This is a genomic window from Shewanella sp. SM23 (assembly GCF_025654295.1).
In the GTDB taxonomy this organism is placed as follows: domain Bacteria; phylum Pseudomonadota; class Gammaproteobacteria; order Enterobacterales; family Shewanellaceae; genus Shewanella; species Shewanella oncorhynchi.
This window is the reverse complement of sequence record NZ_JAKKRM010000012.1, coordinates 100,967-122,139: the sequence shown is the minus strand read 5'-3', so window position 1 is coordinate 122,139 and position 21,173 is coordinate 100,967. Positions and strand designations below refer to the sequence as shown.

Sequence of the window (21,173 nt, the reverse complement as noted above, 5' to 3'; positions counted from 1 at the left end):
CAGTCTACCGAATTTAGGAGTCCACCCATGGCAGAGCGTCAATTAGCCACACTGGCAGTGCGTCAGGGTATCGAAAGCGATACTCAATATGGCGCAGTTGTGCCACCGATTTATTTGTCGACTAATTACGCCTTCGATGGTCATAAAAATCCCCGCGAATTCGATTACAGTCGTTCAGGCAACCCAACGCGCTGCATTTTAGGCGAAGCATTAGCGCAATTAGAAAAGGGCGCCACTGGCATAGTGACGTGCACTGGCATGGCGGCCATCACCTTAGTGACTACTTTGCTCGGCCCCGATGACCTATTAGTTGTGCCCCATGATTGCTATGGTGGTTCCTACCGTTTATTTACCAACTTGGCGAAGAAAGGCCAGTTTAAGCTCATAGTGGTCGACCAAACCGACAGCCAAGCGTTAGCCGCCGCCATTGCGCAGAATCCTAAGATGGTGTGGCTCGAAACCCCATCGAACCCATTATTGCGTGTGGTAGATATCGAAGCCATTGCTAAGGCGAGCCATGAGGTCGGCGCGCTGGTGGTGGTCGATAACACCTTTTTATCGCCGATATTGCAACAACCCCTATTGTTAGGCGCGGATATCGTTATCCACTCCACCACTAAATATATCAATGGTCACAGCGATGTGGTCGGCGGCGCTGTGGTCGCCAAAGACGCGCAAATCGGCGAAAGCTTACATTGGTGGTCGAACACTCTAGGCTTAACGGGGTCGGCCTTCGACAGTTATCTGACCCTGCGCGGCCTGCGTACCTTAGCGGTGCGTATTCGCGAGCATCAAACCAATGCCCAGCGTATTATTGAGGTATTAACCCAAAGCCCTGTGGTGAGTAAAGTCTATTACCCAGGGCTTGCGGATCACCCTGGTCACGCCATTGCGGCCAAGCAACAACAGGGCTTTGGCGCTATGCTGAGTTTTGAGCTCAAAGGCGGTGAGGCCGAAGTGGTGGCCTTTTTAGGTGCACTCAGCTTATTTAGCGTGGCGGAAAGTTTAGGTGGCGTCGAAAGTTTAGTGGCAGTGCCTGCCACTATGACCCACAGAGCCATGGAGCCGCAAGCGCGCTTCGAGGCTGGTATTAAGGACACCCTATTGCGTCTATCGGTGGGTATTGAAGATGCCGCCGATTTAGTTGCAGATATTCAAGCAGGATTAGCCGCCGTTGCGGCTTGTCAGTAGAGGAATAATAGATGGCACGTTGTCACTTACATAAATTTGGTGGCTCCAGTTTAGCGGATGCCGATTGTTATCGCCGAGTCGCCCATATCCTGTTAACCCACGGTCATAGTGATGATCTCGTGGTGGTCTCTGCGGCGGGTAAAAGCACGAATTTCCTGTATAAATTATTAGCGCTGCGTGATGCGGGTCAGCTATGGCAAGAAGAATTACAAGTGCTGATCAGTTACCAACAGGGGTTGATTGAGCAGTTGTTGTCGAATGAACAAGCCCGCGATCTGCGTGAGCGTTTGGCCACTGATAAAGCGCAACTCATCAGCCTGTTGTCCTTAGACGAGCGCAATGAATACCAAATCAACCATGTGGTGAGCTTTGGCGAACGTTGGTCGGCACGTTTAATGGCGGCGCTACTGCGCGAATCTGGCGTGGCGGCAAGCCATGTGGATGCCTGTTCAATTTTAGTGGCCGATGAAGCCGCTGTGCCGCAAATTCGGGTACAAGAATCCCGCGCTAAAGTACAAGCCCTATTAGCCGCGCATCCCAATGAACGCTTAGTGATCACAGGTTTTATCTGTGCTAACGAGCGTGGCGATACCTTGTTACTTGGTCGTAATGGTTCAGATTTTAGCGCCAGCCTGATTGCTAGTCTCGCCGATATCGAGCGCGTGACCATTTGGACCGATGTGGAAGGGGTGTTCAACGCCGATCCTAATAAAATCAACGATGCCAAGTTACTGAAAAGTATGTCACTTGCCGAAGCCGATCGCCTAGCGCGTTTAGGCTCGCCAGTATTGCATTCGCGCACTTTGCAGCCGTTATTCAATACCGAAGTGAGCTTAGCGGTGCGTTCAAGTTATGCGTCCCACACCGACTTTACCTTAATCGCGCCCCACAGTTCGTCGGCGAGCGCGCCTGTGGTGACTAACCTCAATGCTGTCGTCCTGTTCGGCTTTAAACTCACAGGGGAGTTAACTCGTTTATTAGATTTATTGATTGCCGCGGGTTTAACGCCATTGGCCCATTGGACCTCTGCCCATCAAAGGGTTGAACTTGCCTATACCGCTGAGAATCAAAAACAAGTTCAAAGATTACTCGATGCCGAGGCAGAAGCATTAGGGATCAGCGATCAGCAGATCAACACAGATTTTGGTTTAGTCGCATTAGTGAGTGCCGACGCCGAACATTATCGTCGTAGCTTTGCCCGTTTACTGAGCCGTGATGCTAAACCTTTGTTCAGTGGCGATTTAAGTTTAGTGACGTTAGTGCCCCAGTCACAGGTGAATCTGTTAACCCAAAAAGTCCACCGCCGCTGCGCTGGCCCGCGTAAACGCATTGGTGTCCTGCTGCTCGGTGTGGGTAATATCGGTGAGGCTTGGATCGATCTGTTTAAGTCGGTTTCACCATCATTGGACCATGAACTCGAAGCCAGTGTTGAGTTAGTCGGTTTAGTCAGTTCGAGTAAAGCCTTGATTAAATCAACTGGGATTAATCTTGCCGCGTGGCAAACAGAGTTTAATACTGAAGCAACGCCTTGGCAGTATGAACATTTATTCGAGCAATTAGAGCAAGTTAATTGCGATGAGCTGGTGGCCTTAGATATCAGTGCCAGCGCCAGTTTGACGCTGCAATATCCAGAACTGTTCGAGCGTGGCATCCATGTGGTGAGCGCGAATAAACTTGCGGGCTCGGGTCCACTGCCTTTCTATCGAGAGTTAAAGCAGCAACTGGGTAATCGTCGTTTGTTTTGGCGCTATAACGCCAGCTGTGGCGCTGGTTTACCTATCCAACATGCGCTAAATGATCTGCGTAACAGCGGTGATAGCGTTGAAGCGGTGGGCGGGATTTTCTCCGGCACCTTGTGTTGGTTGTTTGAGAAATACGATACTAGTAAGCCATTTTCAGAATTAGTGATTGAAGCCAGAGGCTTAGGTATTACTGAACCCGATCCCCGCGACGATCTCTCCGGCCGTGATATGCAGCGTAAACTGCTTATCTTAGCCCGTGAGATTGGCCTTGAAATCGAGCTTGAAGATATTGAGCTGCGCTCACTCGTACCAGCCGCTTTGGCGGATATTCCCTTAGATCAATTTCTCACCCGCATTGCCGAGTTAGATGCCGATCTGCTGCAACAGTATGGTGCGGCGGCGGAGCAAAATAAGGTGCTCAGATATGTGGCATCCTTAGACAACAGCGGCCCAGAGCTCAAGGCCGAAGTGGGTTTACAGTGGATCGATACTCATCACCCTTACGCCAATTTAACCCCTGGTGATAATGTGTTTGTGATCCGCAGTGTCTTCTACCAAGGTAATCCGCTGATCATCCGTGGACCGGGCGCCGGACGCGAAGTGACAGCGGCGGCGGTGCAGTCGGATCTGACCCAGATCTGTCGCGATCTGCTGCAGGAATAACGCGGTATCAAGCCTCTTAAAGGACTCATTCGAGTCCTTTTTTATTGGCTAGAATAAATCTATCGAATTAACCGAGATTAAATGCGGTTTATGGGTATTTTTGGGCTTGACTTACATCTCAGTTTCTCTAGTATATGGACATATAGACGTCCAAACGTCCATTTGAACTAATTCATACTAGCAAAGAGTAGCGCCAAGGGCGGTTGAGGAAATACACATGGCTTTTCATCACGCACAACATTCACAATCGCTGAACCAGAGTTTGTCTGAGCTTAATGGCGATATTAATGTTTCTTTTGAGTTTTTCCCGCCATCGACCCCCGAAATGGAACAGATCCTGTGGAACTCTATCCGTCGTTTAGAGCCGCTGAATCCTAAGTTTGTGTCTGTGACTTACGGTGCTAACTCAGGTGTTCGCGACCGCACCCATGGCGTGATTGAACGTATCCAACAGGAAACCGACCTCGTTGCCGCGCCGCACTTAACCTTAGTGGATGCAAGCGATGAAGAGTTATTAGAACTGGCCAAACATTACTGGAAATCGGGCATTCGTGACATAGTGGCACTGCGGGGTGATTTACCTGCGGGCAGCCCAAAGCCAACCCGTTTTGCGGTCGATTTAGTGCGTTTACTGCGCTCTGTGGCTGACTTTGATATTTCCGTTGCGGCCTATCCAGAAGTGCATCCCGATGCGAGTAATGCACAGGCGGATTTGATCAACCTTAAGCGCAAGATTGATGCGGGCGCTAGCCGTGCCATTACCCAATTTTTCTTCGATGTGGAATCTTACCTGCGTTTTCGTGATCGCTGCGTTGCCGCCGGTATCGACGTTGAAATTGTGCCGGGCATTTTACCTGTGACTAACTTTACCCAGCTAAAACGTTTTGCTGGCATGACCAATGTGTCGTTACCGAATTGGTTACATAAGCAATTCGACGGCCTAGAAAACGATGCGGGTACACGCCAATTGGTGGGGGCAAACGTGGCCATCGACATGGTGAAAGTACTGTCCCGCGAAGGCGTGAAGGATTTCCATTTCTACACCTTAAATCGCGCCGAATTGACCTATGCGATTTGCCACACTTTAGGCGTGCGTCCTAAATAAAACCTTATAAAATAAGCTAATAAAAACGCCGCAGAGAATGCGGCGTTTTGTTTTGTTTAAATTCTAAATTGAGCTAATAAAGTTGTTAAACGGGCTGCGAGTTGGGCAAGTTCATCGCCAGCGCGTGCAGTTTGTACCGCACTATCTGTCGCACTGGTCGCAATATCATTGATGTTATTAACATTTTTATTAATTTCTGCCGAAACCGCACATTGCTCATTTGCAGCGCTGGCGATCTGGATATTCATCTGGCTAATGGTGGAAACCGCATGGGTAATGGCTTCGAGTGCTTCACCCGCTTGGTGAACTTGGGATACACAGCTTTGGGTGGTACGGGTGCTGGTTTCCATCGCATTGACTGTGGACTTAGCTTTATGCTGAAGCGCTTCGATCATCTGCTGAATTTCCGTTGTAGATGCTTGAGTACGACTCGCCAGAGTGCGTACTTCATCGGCAACGACCGCAAATCCTCGACCTTGTTCTCCCGCCCTTGCGGCTTCAATTGCCGCATTGAGTGCGAGTAAATTAGTTTGGTCGGCAATATTACGGATAACCACAAGCACAGAATCGATTTCAGCGGTATTACGCTCTAATTCATTGATTTCACTCGCTGCTGTGGCTATTTCCTCGGCCAGTATGGCGATAGTGGTTACCACTTTTTGTACAACCAATTTGCCTTGTTCGGTTGAGTCATTGGCATGATTGGCGGCATCGGCCGCATCGGTCGCGTTATGGGCAACTTCTTGTACCGTTGCGGCCATTTCATTCATTGCGGTGGCAACTTGCTCGGTTTCGAGGTGCTGACGACTCGCCATCTTCTGGGTTTCCCGCGTAATGCTCGACATTTCTTCCGCAGAGGTGGCGAGCAGGCTTGTTGAGTCGGCGACGTGGGAAACTGTATTGTGGATTTTTTCTACAAAGCGGTTGAATGCCATTGATAATTCAGCAATTTCATCCTTACCTTTTACCGCGATTCGGCGGGTTAAATCGCCTTCACCTTCAGCGATATCATTCATGGCTTGGGTGGTTTCAGCGATAGGGCGAGTAATGCCTTTGGCAATAAACCAAGCAATGGCAGTTCCAATGACCAGAGCCACTAAACCGATAAGGATCAACTTAAGGCGAATATCCGCTATCGCTTGTTCTGAATGGGTTCTATCCATCGCAATATCGAGTACGCCAAACACGTTTCCTGAATAATCTTTTATGGCGTTGCGATACAGGGCGTAGGTTTTGTTATTTAAGGAAATAGTGCGTATGACTTCATGGCCTTGCATGACGTTATTGAGTTCATCTGCCGCTTGGGTATCAGGCGTGAATGTCGCGCCAAATAACTTATATCCTGAACCATCTGGCAAGATGAGGGCAATTTCTGCTTGATAGGCTTGTTTAAAATTATCAAAAAAGGGTTGACCGAAGGACATGCCAAACTCAACTGATCCTGTGTGTTGCCCGTTGTAACTCATTGGAACTAAACCACGAATACCTAATCCTTCCACTCCATATTCCAAGCCATAAAGAGGGCGCTTTTGGCTATTTGTTTCAACTATGGTCTTGCGTATGCTGGTGAGATCATCGCCAAATTTTTCGGGACGATGCAAACGTAGAAAAGAAGTGGCTGGTGGCCTATGAAATTGGAATTGCTGAACCGCAAAATCGCGCTTAAGTTGGGTGAATATAGGTAAGGTACGGGTGGTGAGTTCATCACGCTCGCCTGTTGCAAAGGTGCTTTGAACTTCTGGTGTGAGTGAGATGATGGTTGCCATTGCTTCGGCTAACTTGCCCGATGAGGCTATCTCGGCAACAGCGGTTTCATAGATCTTATGGAGTTCTCTTTGCTCGGATTCTGCAACTTGGCGACTGAATTCAGAGAGAACGAGCGGCATGATAAAGCTCATTACTGTTAACAGTAATAGACAGATCCCAATAACGATCCTCGTACTAATTTTTAGATTTATCAAAACAGCCTCCAATTCATGTGCAAATCAACTCAATTTATCCGTTTGATATTATAGAGATACAACTTGATAAGATTTGAGAGGGCGCGAACCTTTTTACGTTATTTATTCCCTCTTACGCTCGTTTCGTGCCCTTGGACACAGATCTATTTTGGGCCTAAATATTTACTTAGCCTGCTAACTAAGTATAATGCTTAGCACGCTAACTAAGTGGGTGAGCAAGATGCAAAAAGAATTAGAGCGACTTAAAGAGTTATCGCTGGCGGAGCATTTAGGCCGTCTGCATCGACTGTGGCGTACCGTGGCCGATGTCGAGCTGGCACCTTTAGGATTAACTCATCCCCGTTGGACTGCCCTATGGAAACTGCTGCGTTTAGGCGACAGTGTTAGCCAAAAAGTGTTGGCCGATGCCTTAGAAATTGAATTGGCTTCGCTAATGCGCACCTTAGGGCAATTAGAAGAGCAAGGTTTAGTCGAGCGTCATTGTTGTGACAAAGATAAGCGGGCAAGGATTGTGAGCCTGACGCCAGCGGGATTAGATGTTTTAAAGCAAATGGAAGCGCGGATTATTCAAGTGCGCCGTGAGTTATTAGGCGGGATCAGTGCCGAAGAGTTGAGCGAATTTGAACGCATTATTAGCCTGATCAGCGACAACGCCAGCGCCAAATTAACCAAGGTTACAGACACCCTTTTGTGAGAAAGAAGATGACACCGGATCAACAGTTTGCCCGTTTAGTAAAATTTGCCATGTTTGGCTTTGTGATGGTTTTTGGCTATTTCATGCTGGCCGACACTATGATGCCATTGACGCCTCAAGCAATGGCGACCCGTGTAGTGACTAAAGTGACACCGCAGATCAGCGGTAAAATCCAGACCATAGCCGTGACCAATAACCAAACGGTTGCCAAGGGCGATTTGTTGTTTCAAGTCGATCCAGCGCCTTATGAGTTAGCGGTATCGCAAGCTAAATTGGCCTTAGAGCAAGCCCGTCAAGATAATGCTGAGTTAGATGCCTCGCTACTGGCCGCTAAGGCCGAGGTCAATGCCAATAAAACCACCTCACAACAAAAACGCAGCGAGGCTAAACGTCTCGATGCCTTGTATGCCACCCATGGCGTATCGCAGCAGCAAAAGGAGCTAGCCGATAGCGATGCCGCAGCTGCTGAAGCCAATTTGCTTGCCGCCAATGCGCGTTTAGAAAAACTCAAAGTGAGTCGCGGCAGTTATGGCGAAGAGAATCTTAAAGTGCGTCAGGCGCAAAACCATTTAGCCCAAGCCGAGCTTAATCTGTCTTACACCCAAATACGTGCCGATCAAGATGGGATAGTGACTAACCTGCAGTTAGAAGTCGGTAGTTTTGCGACCGTGGGGCAACCTCTGTTAGCCGTGGTATCGGATAAAGTGGATATTATTGCCGATTTTCGCGAGAAGAGCCTGCGTGGCGTGAATGCTTCTTCGACCGCTTTGATCGCGTTCGATGGCGAACCTGGGCGTTTATATTGGGCGACGGTGAGCAGTGTCGATGCGGGCGTGAGTGCTGGGCAATTCGATGCCAATGGCCGTTTAGCCGCGCCGCAGGAATCGGACCGTTGGGTACGTGATGCCCAAAGATTGAGATTACATCTAGTGTTAGATGGTATGGCAATGAACAGCTTACCTGCGGGTGCGCGCGCGACCGTGCAACTGCTGCCCGAGAATAGCCTGTTTAGCTTGCTCGCTAAGGTGCAGATTAAAGCAATCAGCCTGCTGCACTATATTTACTAGCCTATTTACTAGCGTATTTACCAGCATATTTATCGGCATATCCATTAGTACTTATCTGTGTTGACGAGCACGAGTGACTCGCGGTGGTTTGTATTTGCCGCGAGTGGCTTGAGTGAACGCTTCAAAGCAACATAAGTGTGAACGCAGCATAAGCCAGCTAAACATCCTCATTTAATGTATCGATAGAACAAGGCGACGAGCATGTTACTACGCCATAGCCCATTGACGGCCAACGATTTACGCCAGTGTTTACGGATTGCGACTGGCGCGACCTTAGGTTTTACCCTGTGTAAAATTTTTGGTTGGAGCAATGGAGTCTTTTTCACTGTGACACCTATGCTACTACTCGGATTAGTGCCAGTGATGAATGGTCATGCTATGCGCCAATTATTGGCTTCATCTGCCATGGCTGGGTTAGAGGTTGGGTTACTCGGCGGTTTCTTTGGCAGCCATCCTGGCATGATGACTCCCATCGTTTTCCTATTATTTTTATACCGCTTTGCGGCCATGTCCCGCGGCAGTTTGTTTCTCTTTGGTGCCAACGGTGTGCTGAGTCTCAGTATCATGCTGCACTTTGCCAGCTATCCAGGCGTTGACTTAAACGACTTAGTTTTCAGTAACTTTTGGGCTACCGCACTGTCAGTTGTTATCGCCTACGCTATGACGGCACTCTGGCCCGATGTGGAACCAAGAGCGGCTTACAAACCTGGGCCTAAGGCGCCGCATCGAATGCGCCACGAAGCCTTGCTCGGCGCGACCATAGCGACGGCATCGTTTCTGGTGTTCCAAATATTTGATCTGCGGGATTCGATGTCGGCTCAAGCGACCACTCTTTTGTTATTGTTTCCTATGCATTGGAATGGTGCACTCGACTATGCCCGTAAGCGCGCCATAGGCACTTTGTTGGGGGTGTCGTTTGGGATACTCGTGCAGTTGCTGCTCTATGATTGGTCAGGGCTATTGATGTTAGTTGTCCCCTTGTTGTGGATCGGACTGATGATTTTTAGCCAAGCCCATGTGCGCGAGGCGAATGGCTCAGGTGTCGGTTTTGGTGCTATGACCACGTTAGGGATTTTGTTTGGGCAGTATTTGACCCCAGGTAACGACTTAATCTTCAGTGCCTTATACCGAGTGAGCAGTATTTTAATCGCTATCGTTGGCACGTTACTTTTATGCTATTTGATACATAAGTTATTGAATCGTTTCGAATCGACGCGATTTGGTTATTGAGCAGGCCATTAAGTCTTGAAGGCTTGCAGCTTAACCTTGTACAGAGTAAGGTAAATTTATCCCGTTTGAATTGAACAATAAGTGACTCTTAATGAATGTTAAGGCTCATTTATTGGCTGTTTTAAAAATGAGCGGCTGATTTTAAAATGGGTTTAGTGTGTGAGCACAAACATAAATAACAATAACCCCTATGCTTTAGAGCTTAATTCTCTTCAAGGATAGAACATGAAGATTAAAACATTAGTCATAGGCTTAATGCTATGTAGCGGCTATGCCGCTGCCGCCGAGCCTTCTGACAAACAATCGATGAACGTTATGCCACAAGCTGCACAGCTATGTGTGTCTTGCCATGGGGCAGCGGGTGAGGGCATTGAACCACTTGGCCCTCGATTAGCGGGATTATCTAAAGAATATATCTCGACACAATTGCAGCATTTCCAAGCGGGCGTTCGCCAAAACGCGACCATGATGCCGATGGCAATGACGCTCCAAGGTGACGGTATTGAGCAAGTGTCGAGCTATTTTTCAGCTAAGCCTGCCAATGACGTCAAGCCTGTTATCCGCGGTGAACAAGTTGTTTTTAATGACGACACCGCCCGTTTAGCCTATCAAGGTGATTGGTCCCGTGGTTTACCAGCCTGCGTGACCTGCCATGGTCCTTCTGCATTAGGTGGCGGCTTATTTCCTCGCTTAGCAGGTCAACAGGCGAGTTATATCAAAACGCAATTATTGGCATGGCAGTCGGGAACACGTAAAGGTGACGTCGATGGCATGATGGGGAGCGTCGCGAATAAGCTCACCGTCGCCGAGATTGATGCGTTAGCCAACTATTTTGCGAATTTAAAATAAGGAGCCGGCCATGAAATATTCCGCAATGTTATTACTGGCCGCGATGGGGTCGTTAACCGTTCAGGCGCAAGCTGAAACTGAGCCAGTACAAGAACGCCCAGATAAGCAAGCTCCGCTGCCTTCTTTCCCTAAGGTAGCAGATCAAACCTATCTTACCCCTAGACCTTTGAGTGCGATTCCCGAAGGCGCCTTTGGTGACAAAGTGCGTTTAGGTTATCAATTGTTTGTGAATACCCAACAGCTGCGTGATAAGTATGTAGGTAATGAGCTTAACTGTACCAATTGCCATATGGATGCAGGCCGTAAAGCCAATGCATCACCCCTTTGGGGCGCGTATTTTGCTTATCCGGCGTATCGTAAAAAAGACAATAAAGTCAGTAGCTTTGAAGAACGCATCCAAGGCTGTTTTAACTATTCGATGAATGGTAAAGCCCCCGCATCAGGTAGCCCTGAGTTAGTGGCGCTTTCTGCCTACGCCTATTGGTTAGGCATGGGCGGCTTGATGGATGAGGCTAATATCAGTGGCCCTGTTCCTGAGATCAGTGATGCTGAGTTAGTCAAAGGTGCCAAGCGGGATGACTTCCCACTACCAGAGGCATTAGCTAAGGCGATGACAGTTGAGCAACGTGCTAACTTGCCGGGTCGAGCTTATCCAGAGATCCCAAAACCCGAACAAGCCTATTCACCTGAACGAGGTAAAGCCGTGTATGTCGCCCATTGTCAAACTTGCCATGGTGTTGATGGGCAAGGTCAAGCCATTGCGGGTGTGTATGCATTGCCCCCGCTGTGGGGACCTCAAAGTTATAACTGGGGAGCGGGAATGCACAGGGTCAATACTGCCGCATTTTTCATTTATGAAAACATGCCCTTTGGTAAGAGTATGCAGTTGACGAACCAACAGGCTTGGGATGTTGCCGCTTACATCAACTCCCACGAGCGTCCGCAGGACCCACGTAACAAGGGTGATGTGAAGCAAGCGCAGGAGAAATACCATAATGACAGCGATTACTATGGTCTCACTGTTGATGGCAAAGTGTTAGGCACTGAGTCCTATCCGATTTTTCCTAAGAAGTCATAGTTGAGCCGCTGAGATTAAGTGCTCGTGTGATGTTATAAAGCGAGTAAATAAGTTAGACAGAAAAGCCAGTAAGCATTTAGCTTTGCTGGCTTTTTTATTGGTCAAATATGTGTTGGTCAATTCTACTGAGCGCTCTGTGATTTCAGGGTATTAATACTTAGTGGTTTAGCCCGCTAGTATCGGCTTGTCATGGTATTCGCTCACCGACACGCAGCCAGTCCATCCGTGGATGCTCGACCGCCCCGTCTGATGTGAAAGGATTCACAAATGCCGTGATGGCATGGATGCCAAAAAGCGGCCATGGGGCGGACGGTCGTCTCGCAAATCACCATGACTCACCTTTCGAACATTTGTGTAACCTGTTGGTTTAAAATACAGAGAATTTAGCAATGGATGGCTTGTTAAACTTATTTTCATTAAACAGTTCGCTTGCCAACCTGTTTATTTCGGGTAATCTTTAAGCACAAATTTAACATATTTAATAACATCAAGAGATATTTACTACATGGAAAATAAAAATAATCCACCTCAGCCTAAACCCAATGATCAACGTCAACCTGGAACAGAAAGCCGAACGCCTGTGTTTGATCGCTCTGATAAAGCAAGTAACAATCCAAATACTATTTTACAAAGTGCAACGACACCACCAAGGCCACCCGCAAAACGTTAAGGGGCTATATGACAAATTCAAAACAAATACCAACTGATGATGATTATGACCGTCATTGGAAGTTATTATGGAATACACAATTAGGTGTGCGTTATCACATGCACATGCAAAATTGTTATGCTCGTTTTGGTAAGTTTGTCACTGCTTTCTCACTTGTTATGAGTTCAGCGGCATTTGCGACTTTTTATCAGAATGACAATATTTATGCTAAATGGTTGGCTTGTGCGGTGGCTTTGGCTCAAACACTAGAACTTGTGGTTGACTCAAAAGCGAAAACAACATTGCACGCATCTTTACGGCAAAAGTATTTGCAATTAGAGCTTGAGCTATCAGAGCGAGATTTTGTTTACGATTATGAGCAAAAATCATTAATGGCTAAGCGAATTGCAATAGAAGTTGAAGAGCCACCGATTATAAAAGAGTTGATGAATCATTGTAATAATGAGCTTGTCAGCGTTTATGATTTAGAAGAAAAACACAAAATTTCTATGGGCTGGTATGGGAAGGTAAAAGCCAACTTATATAGTTAATTTCACAGGTTGTCTAAACGCCCCACAATATGGATAGAGAGCTGTGATAGCGTCAAACTTCAATTTTTACGCTATAACAACTTATCTTGCTATAAGGATTACCGTGTCTCAGCCATCGGAACAACCTAAGTTAGAAACTGCGCAAATTTGCCCTTTGTGCCAAGGCGCGAATCAATGTGCTGTGATTGTTGGTAAGGGTATTGAGGATTGTTGGTGTACTAAGCAGGTGTTTCCGCCTTTGGCGGTGTTGCAAGCGCAAGCATCAGATTCGCTGCAAGGGGCAATCAGCCCCATTTTACCGTCTGCCGATGCGTGTATTTGCCAAACCTGTCTAAGCAAACTCAAGCAGAGTTTAAGTCAGGGACTGATTGCAACACAGGATGAAAAAAGCCCATCGAGTGTGAGCGACGGGCTAGGTTATGAGGTGAAATAATCTGTTATAGGTTACTGAAAAATATTAATATTTATCAACATAGTAATCTATACGCACTGTGGTTTGAGCTGACACTGGTTTGCCATTGTCAAACTTAGGGGCATAACGCCATTCTTCGATCATTTTTAGTGTGGATTTCTCAAATAGCACACCGCCTTTGGATTCGAGCACTTCAGGGTTTTTCACAAATCCCATCTCATCAACAGTGAAGTTAAGGGTTACATAGCCGCTTTTACGTTGTAGGAGGTAGGACTTGGGGTATTTTGGTATCGTACGAAACAGCGGTTGTTGCTCCTGAGTGTCGGCCCAGGGGCTCATCTTGCCGATAGCAATACAGTGAGCGGTGGATTCGTCACGTTTTCCTTGGCGCTCATAGAGTTCCACTAAATAAGCGTGGGCACTTAAGGCATAGGGATGGCTAAAGTTAAGGGCTTCAAACTGCTTAACGACTTCTAAAAGCAATGGAATCGCCTTGTCATCATGCTTTTCTGCATACTCAACGGCACCCACCACATAGGTTGCCTTGACTCTGTCTATGGCGTTCTCTGGTAAAATCTCTTTATAAATATCATAGGCATCGAAGGCATAGCGTCTTACGCTTTTGGTGTATAGCTCTGTATTTGATAAGCGGTTGAAGGCGGCCATTTTTACATCGGCGAGCAGTTTCTTTTTATCGGATTTTTCAGCAATTGCGATAGCAGTAAGCAAATCATTTTTCGCATCTTTGGCTTCAACGGCGGTTTGTGCAGCACCCAGTAAGGGATCGATAAGCTCAAGCGCTTCTTTGCCATAATGAACTTTATAGTTAGCCAGAGCGAGTTGATACAACTCATTCGCCTTAGCCGTTTTTGGCAGATTATTTTCTGTAAATGGGTAAGGTGCAACTTGCTTTTCTATCGCGCTGGCCCAGTTCATGGCTAGGTTAGCTAAGTCAACGCTGTCTTTGGTATATTGAGCTTCGCCGAGTTGATAAGCGGCTTTTGCGCTTGCTTCAATATTTGCAGCATCGCCTTTTTCTACGGCGGCTTGATAGTCACTATAGGCTTTGGTAAAGCTATTTTCTGAGGCATGCACGCTAAGAGAAGTGCCTAAAGTGAGGGCAAGAAGACAGGCGATTGGCAGCATTTTTCCGTGCGACATTCTATATATCCTTATTATTTATGAATTTAGATGATACATAGGTGTATATTTTGAGGCAAGTTGGTTTGGCTTTTGTTAATGATGCTTGTGGGGAATGCAGATAATTGAGCACTGAGAACTGAGATTGAAAATAAGCGAGCCCAGCTGAAACTGAGTTCGCTTATTTATCAGTGCCTTGTCGTTTTATAATCCGTAATGACTTCTATTAGCCGCAATCACTTAGCAGTGAAAGTCACTGCGAACTGTCCAAGCGCGCCGTATTCAAATTTGCAGACCTGTGCCAATGGCAGATCGAGGACGCCAGCGTAAGAGCCTGTGATCACATATTGCCCTTGAGTTAAGCCAATGCCTTGGGCGGATAAAAAGTTAACTAACCAGTAGAGTCCCGCCTTAGGGAAACCGTTGGGATGAATGGCGGATTTTTGCAGTGTGTCGCTTTGCTGGTGCTCGCCATTGGCAATATCAACGCTGAGTTCAAAACAGCTGGTCTCTAAATCTGCTAGTGGGTTTAGCACTGGCCCTAACCACAGTCCTTGATTGACTAAGCCATCGGCGAGGGCATCAAAATGCGTCGCTTCACTGGGTGTGTGGTAGCGGCTTTTGATCAATTCTAGCGCCAAACGAATGTCACCTAAGGCCTCGTCGATTTCAGCCTCTGTGTAAGGCGTGCTTCTTGGCGGTAAATCGCGAGCAATCTCGAAGGCGAGTTCGGGTTCGACTCGGGCGAGGCCTTTAGTCGATGGATAGAGTGGGCAAGTGGTCGATTGTTGATACACATCATCTTGATAAATAGGCGCTACGACGGTTTTTTCCGCCGTGGGTACTAGGCATTTCCACGCCGCGATAGGATTGTTGTCGCTTGCCTTAAATATTTCTGCTACGGCTTGTTGAATAGCGAAGGCCTGTTCGAAGCTGGTTGGCCTTAGTTCTGGGATCAGTAAATCGCCGCTCGTGCCTGCTGCGCGGCGCTCGGCTAATTCCTTGGCTGCGGTATTAATATGCGTTTTAACTTGTTCGATCGTGGCGGTAGATAACATTAACTTTCCTATTTAAAGCGTTAGCTTAAAAAGAAGTGGCCTAGAGAGTGTGTGGCAGAAGCCATTTTTATGGGCCAAATATACTCGGTTATTGGCAACGCGGGAAATGCCAATGTTGGCTTTCGGGGTAAATCTGCTGCAGTTGAATCAAGAGTGCGGCCAATATTCCAATTATCGTAAGATGCTGAAACTTGCCTCACATAAGTGTCAGCTAAAGTATCCAAGCTAACGCGAATGTTTCCATGATGATCCGCTAGATATTGTGTTGGCTCAGTGCCAGAATGGCTGTCCATTTTGCGGTTTCTACTGGACTCCTCCGTGAACCTTAGCCATAACGCCCCTCAGGCAAATAATCATGCTCAACTCGGGCTCCTGTTCATCTCAGTTGCGGTTTTATTTTGGGGCATGTTACCTATAGCATTAAAGCTCTCGGCGGCCTTTATCGATCCCGTGACTCTTACTTGGTTTCGTTTTCTGGTCGCGCTTCTAGTCAGCATAGTGATCCAATGGAGCGCAGGTAGTCTTAAGCAATTTGCAGCACTCGATGCCAAAGTTTGGTTAAGGTTAGTGCTTGCTGGCATCTTCTTGATGCTCAATTATGTGTCTTTTGTTTATTCACTCGATTACCTCGCACCGGGCGCCGCCCAACTGAATTTCCAGACTTCGCCCTTTTTCCTCGCGTTTGGTGGTGTGTTGTTTTTTAAGGAACGGCTTAATGCGGTGCAACTCAGCTGTTTTGCAACCTTAGCTTTAGGTATGTTGATGTTTTTCCATCCTAATTTAAATTTTTCTGGGGCTAATAATCATCAGGTTTGGATTGGGGTGATGATCATCCAGTTCTCAGCACTGTCGTGGACTAGCTATGCCTTATTGCAAAAATCCTTACTGAATCGTTTGTCGCCCGCGAACGTGCTCTTAGTGATCTATGGCTTAGGTATTTTCGTAATGGCTCCCTTTAGCGACTTTAGTCAGTTTGTCCGTATGGACAGCTTCGATTGGCAGATAGCACTGTTTTGCGCCGCCAATACCTTGATCGCCTATGGCTGTTTTGGCCAGTCGATGAAGTACTGGCCGACGGCGCAGGTTAGTGCCATGTTGGCCCTAACGCCAGTATTTAGCTTTAGTGCCACGGCGTTAGTGGTGAGCCTTGGCTGGTGGCCAGAAGTATTCCGCGCTGATGAATTAGATGGTTTATCTCTGCTGGGGATTGGCGTGATTATTGTCTCTGTGATGGTGGTGCAATTGCTGCCTATGTACCGTAATCGTCAGGCGAAGCGTTTGCAGGCTGTCTAACGCATACATTTTATCCATGGGAAAGGCCAGTGATCACTAGACTCAGCGAGTTAAAACTTCAGGATATCCGTGGCGTCATCTTCGATCTCGACGGCACCTTAGCGCATTCTAATCCCGATTTTGCTGGGCTGCGGCGGGAGTTGGGGATTCATTCTGGTACGGATATCTTGGCCCATGTCGAGAGTCTTAGTACTGATGAAGCACGGGCTAAGGCGTTAGACATTGTCCATGAGTACGAAAGACAAAGTTCACTCAAGGCCAGTTGGATTGATGGCGCGAGGGAGCTTATCGAATGCCTACGGGCCAAGTCACTGCCCTTGGCTATTTTGACTCGCAATATGCCAGAAGCGGCGCAAATCACTATCGATAAACTCGGCATAGATATCGCACTGGTATTAACGCGCTATGATGCTGAGCCTAAACCGCATCCCGAAGGTATTCATCTTATTTGCCAGCAGTGGCAACTCGCGCCCGCAGATATCTTGTATGTGGGCGATTATCTGTTTGATCTGCAAACTGCGCGCAATGCGGGTAGTCACTGCGCCCTCTATTGCCCTGAAACCATTCCCGATTATGCCCAAGCGGCTGATTTACTGGTCTCTTGCTACCACAGCCTGATTAAAGCATGGACAGTTGGCGACTAGGCATTTTTTGGGGCCGTGACTGCATCTTGCTTATCTTGTTTCAGTCCCAAGCGCACGCTATCTAATAAGGCAATTAGCCAGCAGAGGATAAATCCATACATCAGCTTGTCCGCACCATCACGAATGGTTGCCGTGGTTTGCTTGGTCACTTCGGCTGTAATCACGCCTATATCTAGCGGTAAAACACCAGTTTGAATATCAAGTGAGATAAGCTGTGCTACTTGCATGACTTGTTGCAGCATCAGGCCAAGACTCAGTATTGCCAGCACAAAAAACACTAGGGCGCTGCGTTTATGTTGCAGATAGAAATGGCCGCTGCCGGGGGCGACGAAGGCGGATAATAGTCCAGCGGTAAGGGCTTTTTTCATGGGAGTCGATTACTTATACCATTAAACTCTTTGGAGATTAGACACTAAGCTTTATCTTTGCTAAAGGCAAACTAAGACAAAATCAAGCCAACAAAAAAGGAGCCTAGGCTCCTTTTTTAGTCTCTAGCTTAAGCTAGATTAGTCTTCACGTGGTTTACGTGGTTTACGCTCACCGGCAGGTTTGTCTGCACGTGGTTTGCGGTCAGCAAATGGCTTGTCACCAGTAGACGCAGCACGAGGCTTACGATCACCCGCTGGGCGGTCACCTGTTGGACGATCGCCACGTGGTTTACGGTCACCCGCAGGACGGTCTGAACGAGCACTGCGGCCTGAATCAACAAATACTTGATCACCAGCTTCGCGGATGTTCAATGGCTTGCCACAAACACGTACTTTACGTAGGTGCTGTAACACGTCTTTTGGCATACCGTCTGGCAGGTCAACAGTGGTCACTGCATCATAAAGTTGGATTGCGCCAATGTAACGGCTGTCGATGTTAGCTTCGTTCGCAATAGCGCCAACGATGTTACCCACACCTACACCATTCTCACGACCTACGTCGATCACGTAACGGCACATTTTCAAATCTGGGTTGTCTTTCAACGCTTCAGCTGAGCCTAAGCTGGCTGGCATTGGACGCGGTTCGCGACTTCTGCGTTCACCACGCTCACCACCACGGTCATTACGATCACTTCCGCGGTCGCTACGTTCAGTGCGCTCACTGCGTTCATCACGAACACGTTCTTGAATGGCTGGCAATTGCAAAGGACGTTCTTGCTGAACTTGCTGTAATAATGCAGCGGCTAGCAGATCGGTATCGACTTCTAACTGTTGGCATAATTGAGCAACAGCTTCTTTCATGAAATCTAAATCGCCGTTGATTGTTTCAGCCAATTGCTCACCTAAGCGAGACAGACGACGTTCTGCAACTGTCTCTGGGCTTGGGATTTTCATTGGTGAAATGCGGCTGTTAGTTGAGCGTTCGATAGTGCGCAGCATGCGCATTTCACGGCTCGTTACAAACAGGATCGCCATACCAGTACGGCCAGCACGGCCTGTACGGCCAATACGGTGTACATAAGCTTCGGCATCATACGGAATATCGTAGTTCACAACGTGACCGATACGCTCAACGTCAAGACCACGGGCCGCAACGTCAGTCGCGATCAGAATGTCTAACTTGCCACGTTTCAATTGATCAACCGCACGCTCACGGGCTTGCTGGTTCATGTCACCGTGTAGTGGTGATGAAGCATAACCGCGGGCTTCTAACTTCTCAGCTAACTCAACACATGAGTTACGAGTACGGACGAATATGATTACACCTTCAGTGTTTTCAACTTCTAATACACGCACTAAGGCTTCAAGTTTGTTGTGTTGTGATACTTGTACGAAACGCTGTTCGATTGACTCAACCGTAGTTTGGCTTGATTCGATACGAACATGTACAGGATTACGTAAGTGCTGGTTAGCTACACGCTTAATTTGCTCTGGCATAGTGGCAGAGAATAACGCCAGTTGGCGCTCGCTTGGCGTGTGCTCAAGGATCCATTCGATATCATCGATGAAGCCCATTTTTAACATTTCATCGGCTTCATCGAGCACTAAAGCTTGTAATGAGTCGAGTTTCAAGGTGCCGCGACGCATATGGTCCATAACACGACCAGGCGTACCAACGATAACTTGTGGGCCGCGTTTCAGGGCATTCAACTGTTGTTGCATGCTTTGGCCGCCGTAAATTGGAAGAACGTGGAAATTCTTCATAAATTTGGCATAGCTACTGAACGCTTCAGCAACCTGCACGGCTAATTCACGTGTTGGTGCTAATACTAAAATTTGCGGTGTCGTTTGGCTGGTAACTTTGTTTAATAGTGGTAACGCGAAGGCGCCAGTTTTACCTGTACCAGTTTGCGCTTGACCTAAAATATCTTTGCCAGCCATAAGTGGATCGATACTGGCTGATTGGATTGGCGTTGGTTTTTCATAACCTAGCTCGTCAAGAGCACGCAACAAATTCTCGGATAGGCCGAGTTCACGGAAAGTTCTTTCATCGGATGACATTGGGTTGTAGCCTTGTGGATGCGCGCGCGAAATGGCGCTAAAGTTTCACAGACAGAAAATCAACCCCGTGTCGATTTCCCGCGAACGACGGATTATAGCAGCATGGCGGCCACTTTACCAATCAGAGTCACGCTATTTAACCTGTTTTCTGCATTTTTTTCGCTAAAACTGAGCAAGAAACGCGCCACTTCCCATTAATTCTTTAAATATTCAACATTTAATTGAAGTAACTCGAATGCTGACTCTGTCACTGCCGCAAGAAAAGTGATGTCGATTGTCGCGACGGTATCCTCTGGTGTGTGATATTGGGGATGGGTCGGCACACCAAAATACAGCCAAGGGATATTCGCTTTGTGGAAGGGGTAATGATCCGACGCCCGCAGCCAATCGGTACTTTGTATGCTTCGACCAACGGGTTTAGGGTGCGTGAGCTTAATGCAAAGTCGGTTCTGTTGATTCAGTAGGGGTTTAAATTGATTGAACTGAGTGAAGTTTCGACTGCCTTCGAGGTAAATCCCATAGGGCCTGCCGGGGTGACTCACCATATCTAAATTCAACATCAGCTCAAAAGTCGCTTCTGGCAGGCGGGTTTTGAGTTGCTCTACCAAGGCGATACTGCCATAGAGCCCGGGTTCTTCGGCATCGGTTGCCACAAACATCAGGTTTACCTTAGGCAAGGTATTGGGTTGTAGGGCAAATTGCTGTTGCCAATGTTTGGCAATGGCGAGCATAGCAGCGACGCCCGAGGCGTTATCATCAGCGCCGTGGTAAATCTTGCTGCCGCTCATGCCTAAGTGATCATAGTGGGCGACGATAATGCGCCATCGATTCGTCGGTTCTGCCGTCATCACGGTGGCGACCACGTTGGCGCCAGTTTCTTGGGTGAAGAAGGTTTTATATTCAAAGGGCACGATAAAGTCCGCTCCCCAAGGCTGTAAACCTAGCCCCTGAAATTGCTGCTTTATATAGTCACGACTTTTTGCCGCACCTTGAGTTTGGGTTTTGCGGCCTTCAAATTCATCCGAGCTTAATACTGTGACTGTCGCTTGTAACTCTGTGGGCTCGGCCCAAGTGAGTTTTAGCTCAGTGCGTGCACAAGTTTCGGTTGAGTTAGCGCAACCAGTGAGGGTCGTTGCAACAACGCAGGCCAGTGCTAATAAGCCAAGTCTTTGGGATTGATGTCTTATAAGGTGCGTGATCTTGAACTTGGCGAGCAGCTGACCGATACGACTGTGGTTGAATAGAGTCGATGCGCTTAGGTTTATGTCGCTTAGGTTTTTACTTAAAAGTGATTGATACTGCCTCGGTAATATAAGGTGAGTCACTGGGGACTGAGTGCTATCACGCATGGACATTCCTTATCGCTGAAGCCTTCGCCAGAAGATGAATATCATCTTTGCCTAAATCCGATTCTAAT

19 protein-coding genes are annotated in these 21,173 nt (G+C 47.6%); 13 read left to right on the top strand and 6 right to left on the bottom strand.

Features of this window, described 5'->3' with window-relative positions:
* Window positions 1-27: 27 nt before the first annotated feature.
* From metB to metF, 3 genes are all read left to right on the top strand, one after another.
* Window positions 28-1,191 (top strand): cystathionine gamma-synthase, encoded by a 1,164-nt coding sequence (metB, locus tag L5L98_RS15100; RefSeq protein ID WP_131524362.1) that lies wholly within the window; start codon window positions 28-30, stop codon window positions 1,189-1,191.
* Between the two features lie 11 nt (window positions 1,192-1,202).
* A complete protein-coding gene (locus L5L98_RS15095) occupies window positions 1,203-3,596 on the top strand; it encodes a bifunctional aspartate kinase/homoserine dehydrogenase II (protein WP_113940049.1) in 2,394 nt (797 codons plus the stop codon).
* Between the two features lie 217 nt (window positions 3,597-3,813).
* Complete coding sequence (gene metF, locus L5L98_RS15090) at window positions 3,814-4,701, top strand: methylenetetrahydrofolate reductase (RefSeq protein ID WP_012088154.1); 888 nt, start codon at window positions 3,814-3,816, stop codon at window positions 4,699-4,701.
* Window positions 4,702-4,757: 56 nt separating this feature from the next.
* Here metF and L5L98_RS15085 read toward each other — a convergent pair whose 3' ends face one another.
* Window positions 4,758-6,659 (bottom strand): methyl-accepting chemotaxis protein, encoded by a 1,902-nt coding sequence (locus tag L5L98_RS15085; protein ID WP_263142151.1) that lies wholly within the window; start codon window positions 6,657-6,659, stop codon window positions 4,758-4,760.
* Window positions 6,660-6,882: 223 nt separating this feature from the next.
* Between L5L98_RS15085 and slyA the strand changes: the two genes are divergently transcribed.
* From slyA to L5L98_RS15045, 8 genes are all read left to right on the top strand, one after another.
* A complete protein-coding gene (slyA, locus tag L5L98_RS15080; RefSeq protein ID WP_105251323.1) occupies window positions 6,883-7,356 on the top strand; it encodes a transcriptional regulator SlyA in 474 nt (157 codons plus the stop codon).
* Between the two features lie 8 nt (window positions 7,357-7,364).
* Window positions 7,365-8,423, top strand: coding sequence for an HlyD family secretion protein (locus L5L98_RS15075; RefSeq protein ID WP_131524366.1), 1,059 nt, complete (start codon window positions 7,365-7,367; stop codon window positions 8,421-8,423).
* A gap of 201 nt (window positions 8,424-8,624) precedes the next feature.
* On the top strand, window positions 8,625-9,653 hold the full coding sequence (locus tag L5L98_RS15070) for a DUF2955 domain-containing protein (RefSeq protein ID WP_113940046.1): 1,029 nt from the start codon (window positions 8,625-8,627) through the stop codon (window positions 9,651-9,653).
* A gap of 225 nt (window positions 9,654-9,878) precedes the next feature.
* The gene (locus tag L5L98_RS15065; protein ID WP_168825623.1) at window positions 9,879-10,502 is read left to right on the top strand and encodes a c-type cytochrome; all 624 of its coding nucleotides are present in this window, start codon (window positions 9,879-9,881) and stop codon (window positions 10,500-10,502) included.
* Between the two features lie 10 nt (window positions 10,503-10,512).
* On the top strand, window positions 10,513-11,580 hold the full coding sequence (locus L5L98_RS15060) for a c-type cytochrome (RefSeq protein WP_263142115.1): 1,068 nt from the start codon (window positions 10,513-10,515) through the stop codon (window positions 11,578-11,580).
* Between the two features lie 505 nt (window positions 11,581-12,085).
* A complete protein-coding gene (locus tag L5L98_RS15055) occupies window positions 12,086-12,250 on the top strand; it encodes a hypothetical protein (protein WP_259511485.1) in 165 nt (54 codons plus the stop codon).
* 8 nt (window positions 12,251-12,258) lie between these two features.
* Complete coding sequence (locus L5L98_RS15050) at window positions 12,259-12,780, top strand: hypothetical protein (protein ID WP_219234519.1); 522 nt, start codon at window positions 12,259-12,261, stop codon at window positions 12,778-12,780.
* Window positions 12,781-12,883: 103 nt separating this feature from the next.
* Window positions 12,884-13,213: a cysteine-rich CWC family protein gene (locus L5L98_RS15045; protein ID WP_263142110.1), complete on the top strand. Its 330-nt coding sequence runs from the start codon at window positions 12,884-12,886 to the stop codon at window positions 13,211-13,213.
* Between the two features lie 24 nt (window positions 13,214-13,237).
* Here the strand turns inward: L5L98_RS15045 and L5L98_RS15040 are convergent, their stop codons facing one another.
* Both L5L98_RS15040 and L5L98_RS15035 read right to left on the bottom strand, forming a co-directional pair.
* Window positions 13,238-14,353 carry an energy transducer TonB gene (locus L5L98_RS15040; RefSeq protein ID WP_263142108.1) on the bottom strand — a complete coding sequence of 372 codons (1,116 nt, stop codon included), beginning with the start codon at window positions 14,351-14,353 and terminating at the stop codon, window positions 13,238-13,240.
* 215 nt (window positions 14,354-14,568) lie between these two features.
* Window positions 14,569-15,390, bottom strand: coding sequence for a hydratase (locus L5L98_RS15035; protein ID WP_263142106.1), 822 nt, complete (start codon window positions 15,388-15,390; stop codon window positions 14,569-14,571).
* A gap of 318 nt (window positions 15,391-15,708) precedes the next feature.
* Here L5L98_RS15035 and L5L98_RS15030 point away from each other — a divergent pair, with 318 nt between their 5' ends.
* Window positions 15,709-16,683 carry a DMT family transporter gene (locus L5L98_RS15030; protein WP_113940039.1) on the top strand — a complete coding sequence of 325 codons (975 nt, stop codon included), beginning with the start codon at window positions 15,709-15,711 and terminating at the stop codon, window positions 16,681-16,683.
* A 29-nt stretch (window positions 16,684-16,712) separates the two neighbouring features.
* Entirely contained in the window at window positions 16,713-17,327 is a 615-nt protein-coding gene (locus L5L98_RS15025; protein ID WP_113940038.1) for an HAD family hydrolase, read from the top strand.
* Here L5L98_RS15025 and L5L98_RS15020 read toward each other — a convergent pair.
* From L5L98_RS15020 to L5L98_RS15010, 3 genes are all read right to left on the bottom strand, one after another.
* The gene (locus L5L98_RS15020; protein ID WP_263142103.1) at window positions 17,324-17,695 is read right to left on the bottom strand and encodes a DUF6677 family protein; all 372 of its coding nucleotides are present in this window, start codon (window positions 17,693-17,695) and stop codon (window positions 17,324-17,326) included. The genes L5L98_RS15025 and L5L98_RS15020 overlap by 4 nt on opposite strands.
* Window positions 17,696-17,833: 138 nt before the next feature.
* Window positions 17,834-19,756 carry a DEAD/DEAH box helicase gene (locus L5L98_RS15015; protein WP_011847889.1) on the bottom strand — a complete coding sequence of 641 codons (1,923 nt, stop codon included), beginning with the start codon at window positions 19,754-19,756 and terminating at the stop codon, window positions 17,834-17,836.
* Window positions 19,757-19,950: 194 nt separating this feature from the next.
* Window positions 19,951-21,105: a M28 family peptidase gene (locus L5L98_RS15010; protein WP_219250634.1), complete on the bottom strand. Its 1,155-nt coding sequence runs from the start codon at window positions 21,103-21,105 to the stop codon at window positions 19,951-19,953.
* Between the last annotated feature and the right edge of the window lie 68 nt (window positions 21,106-21,173).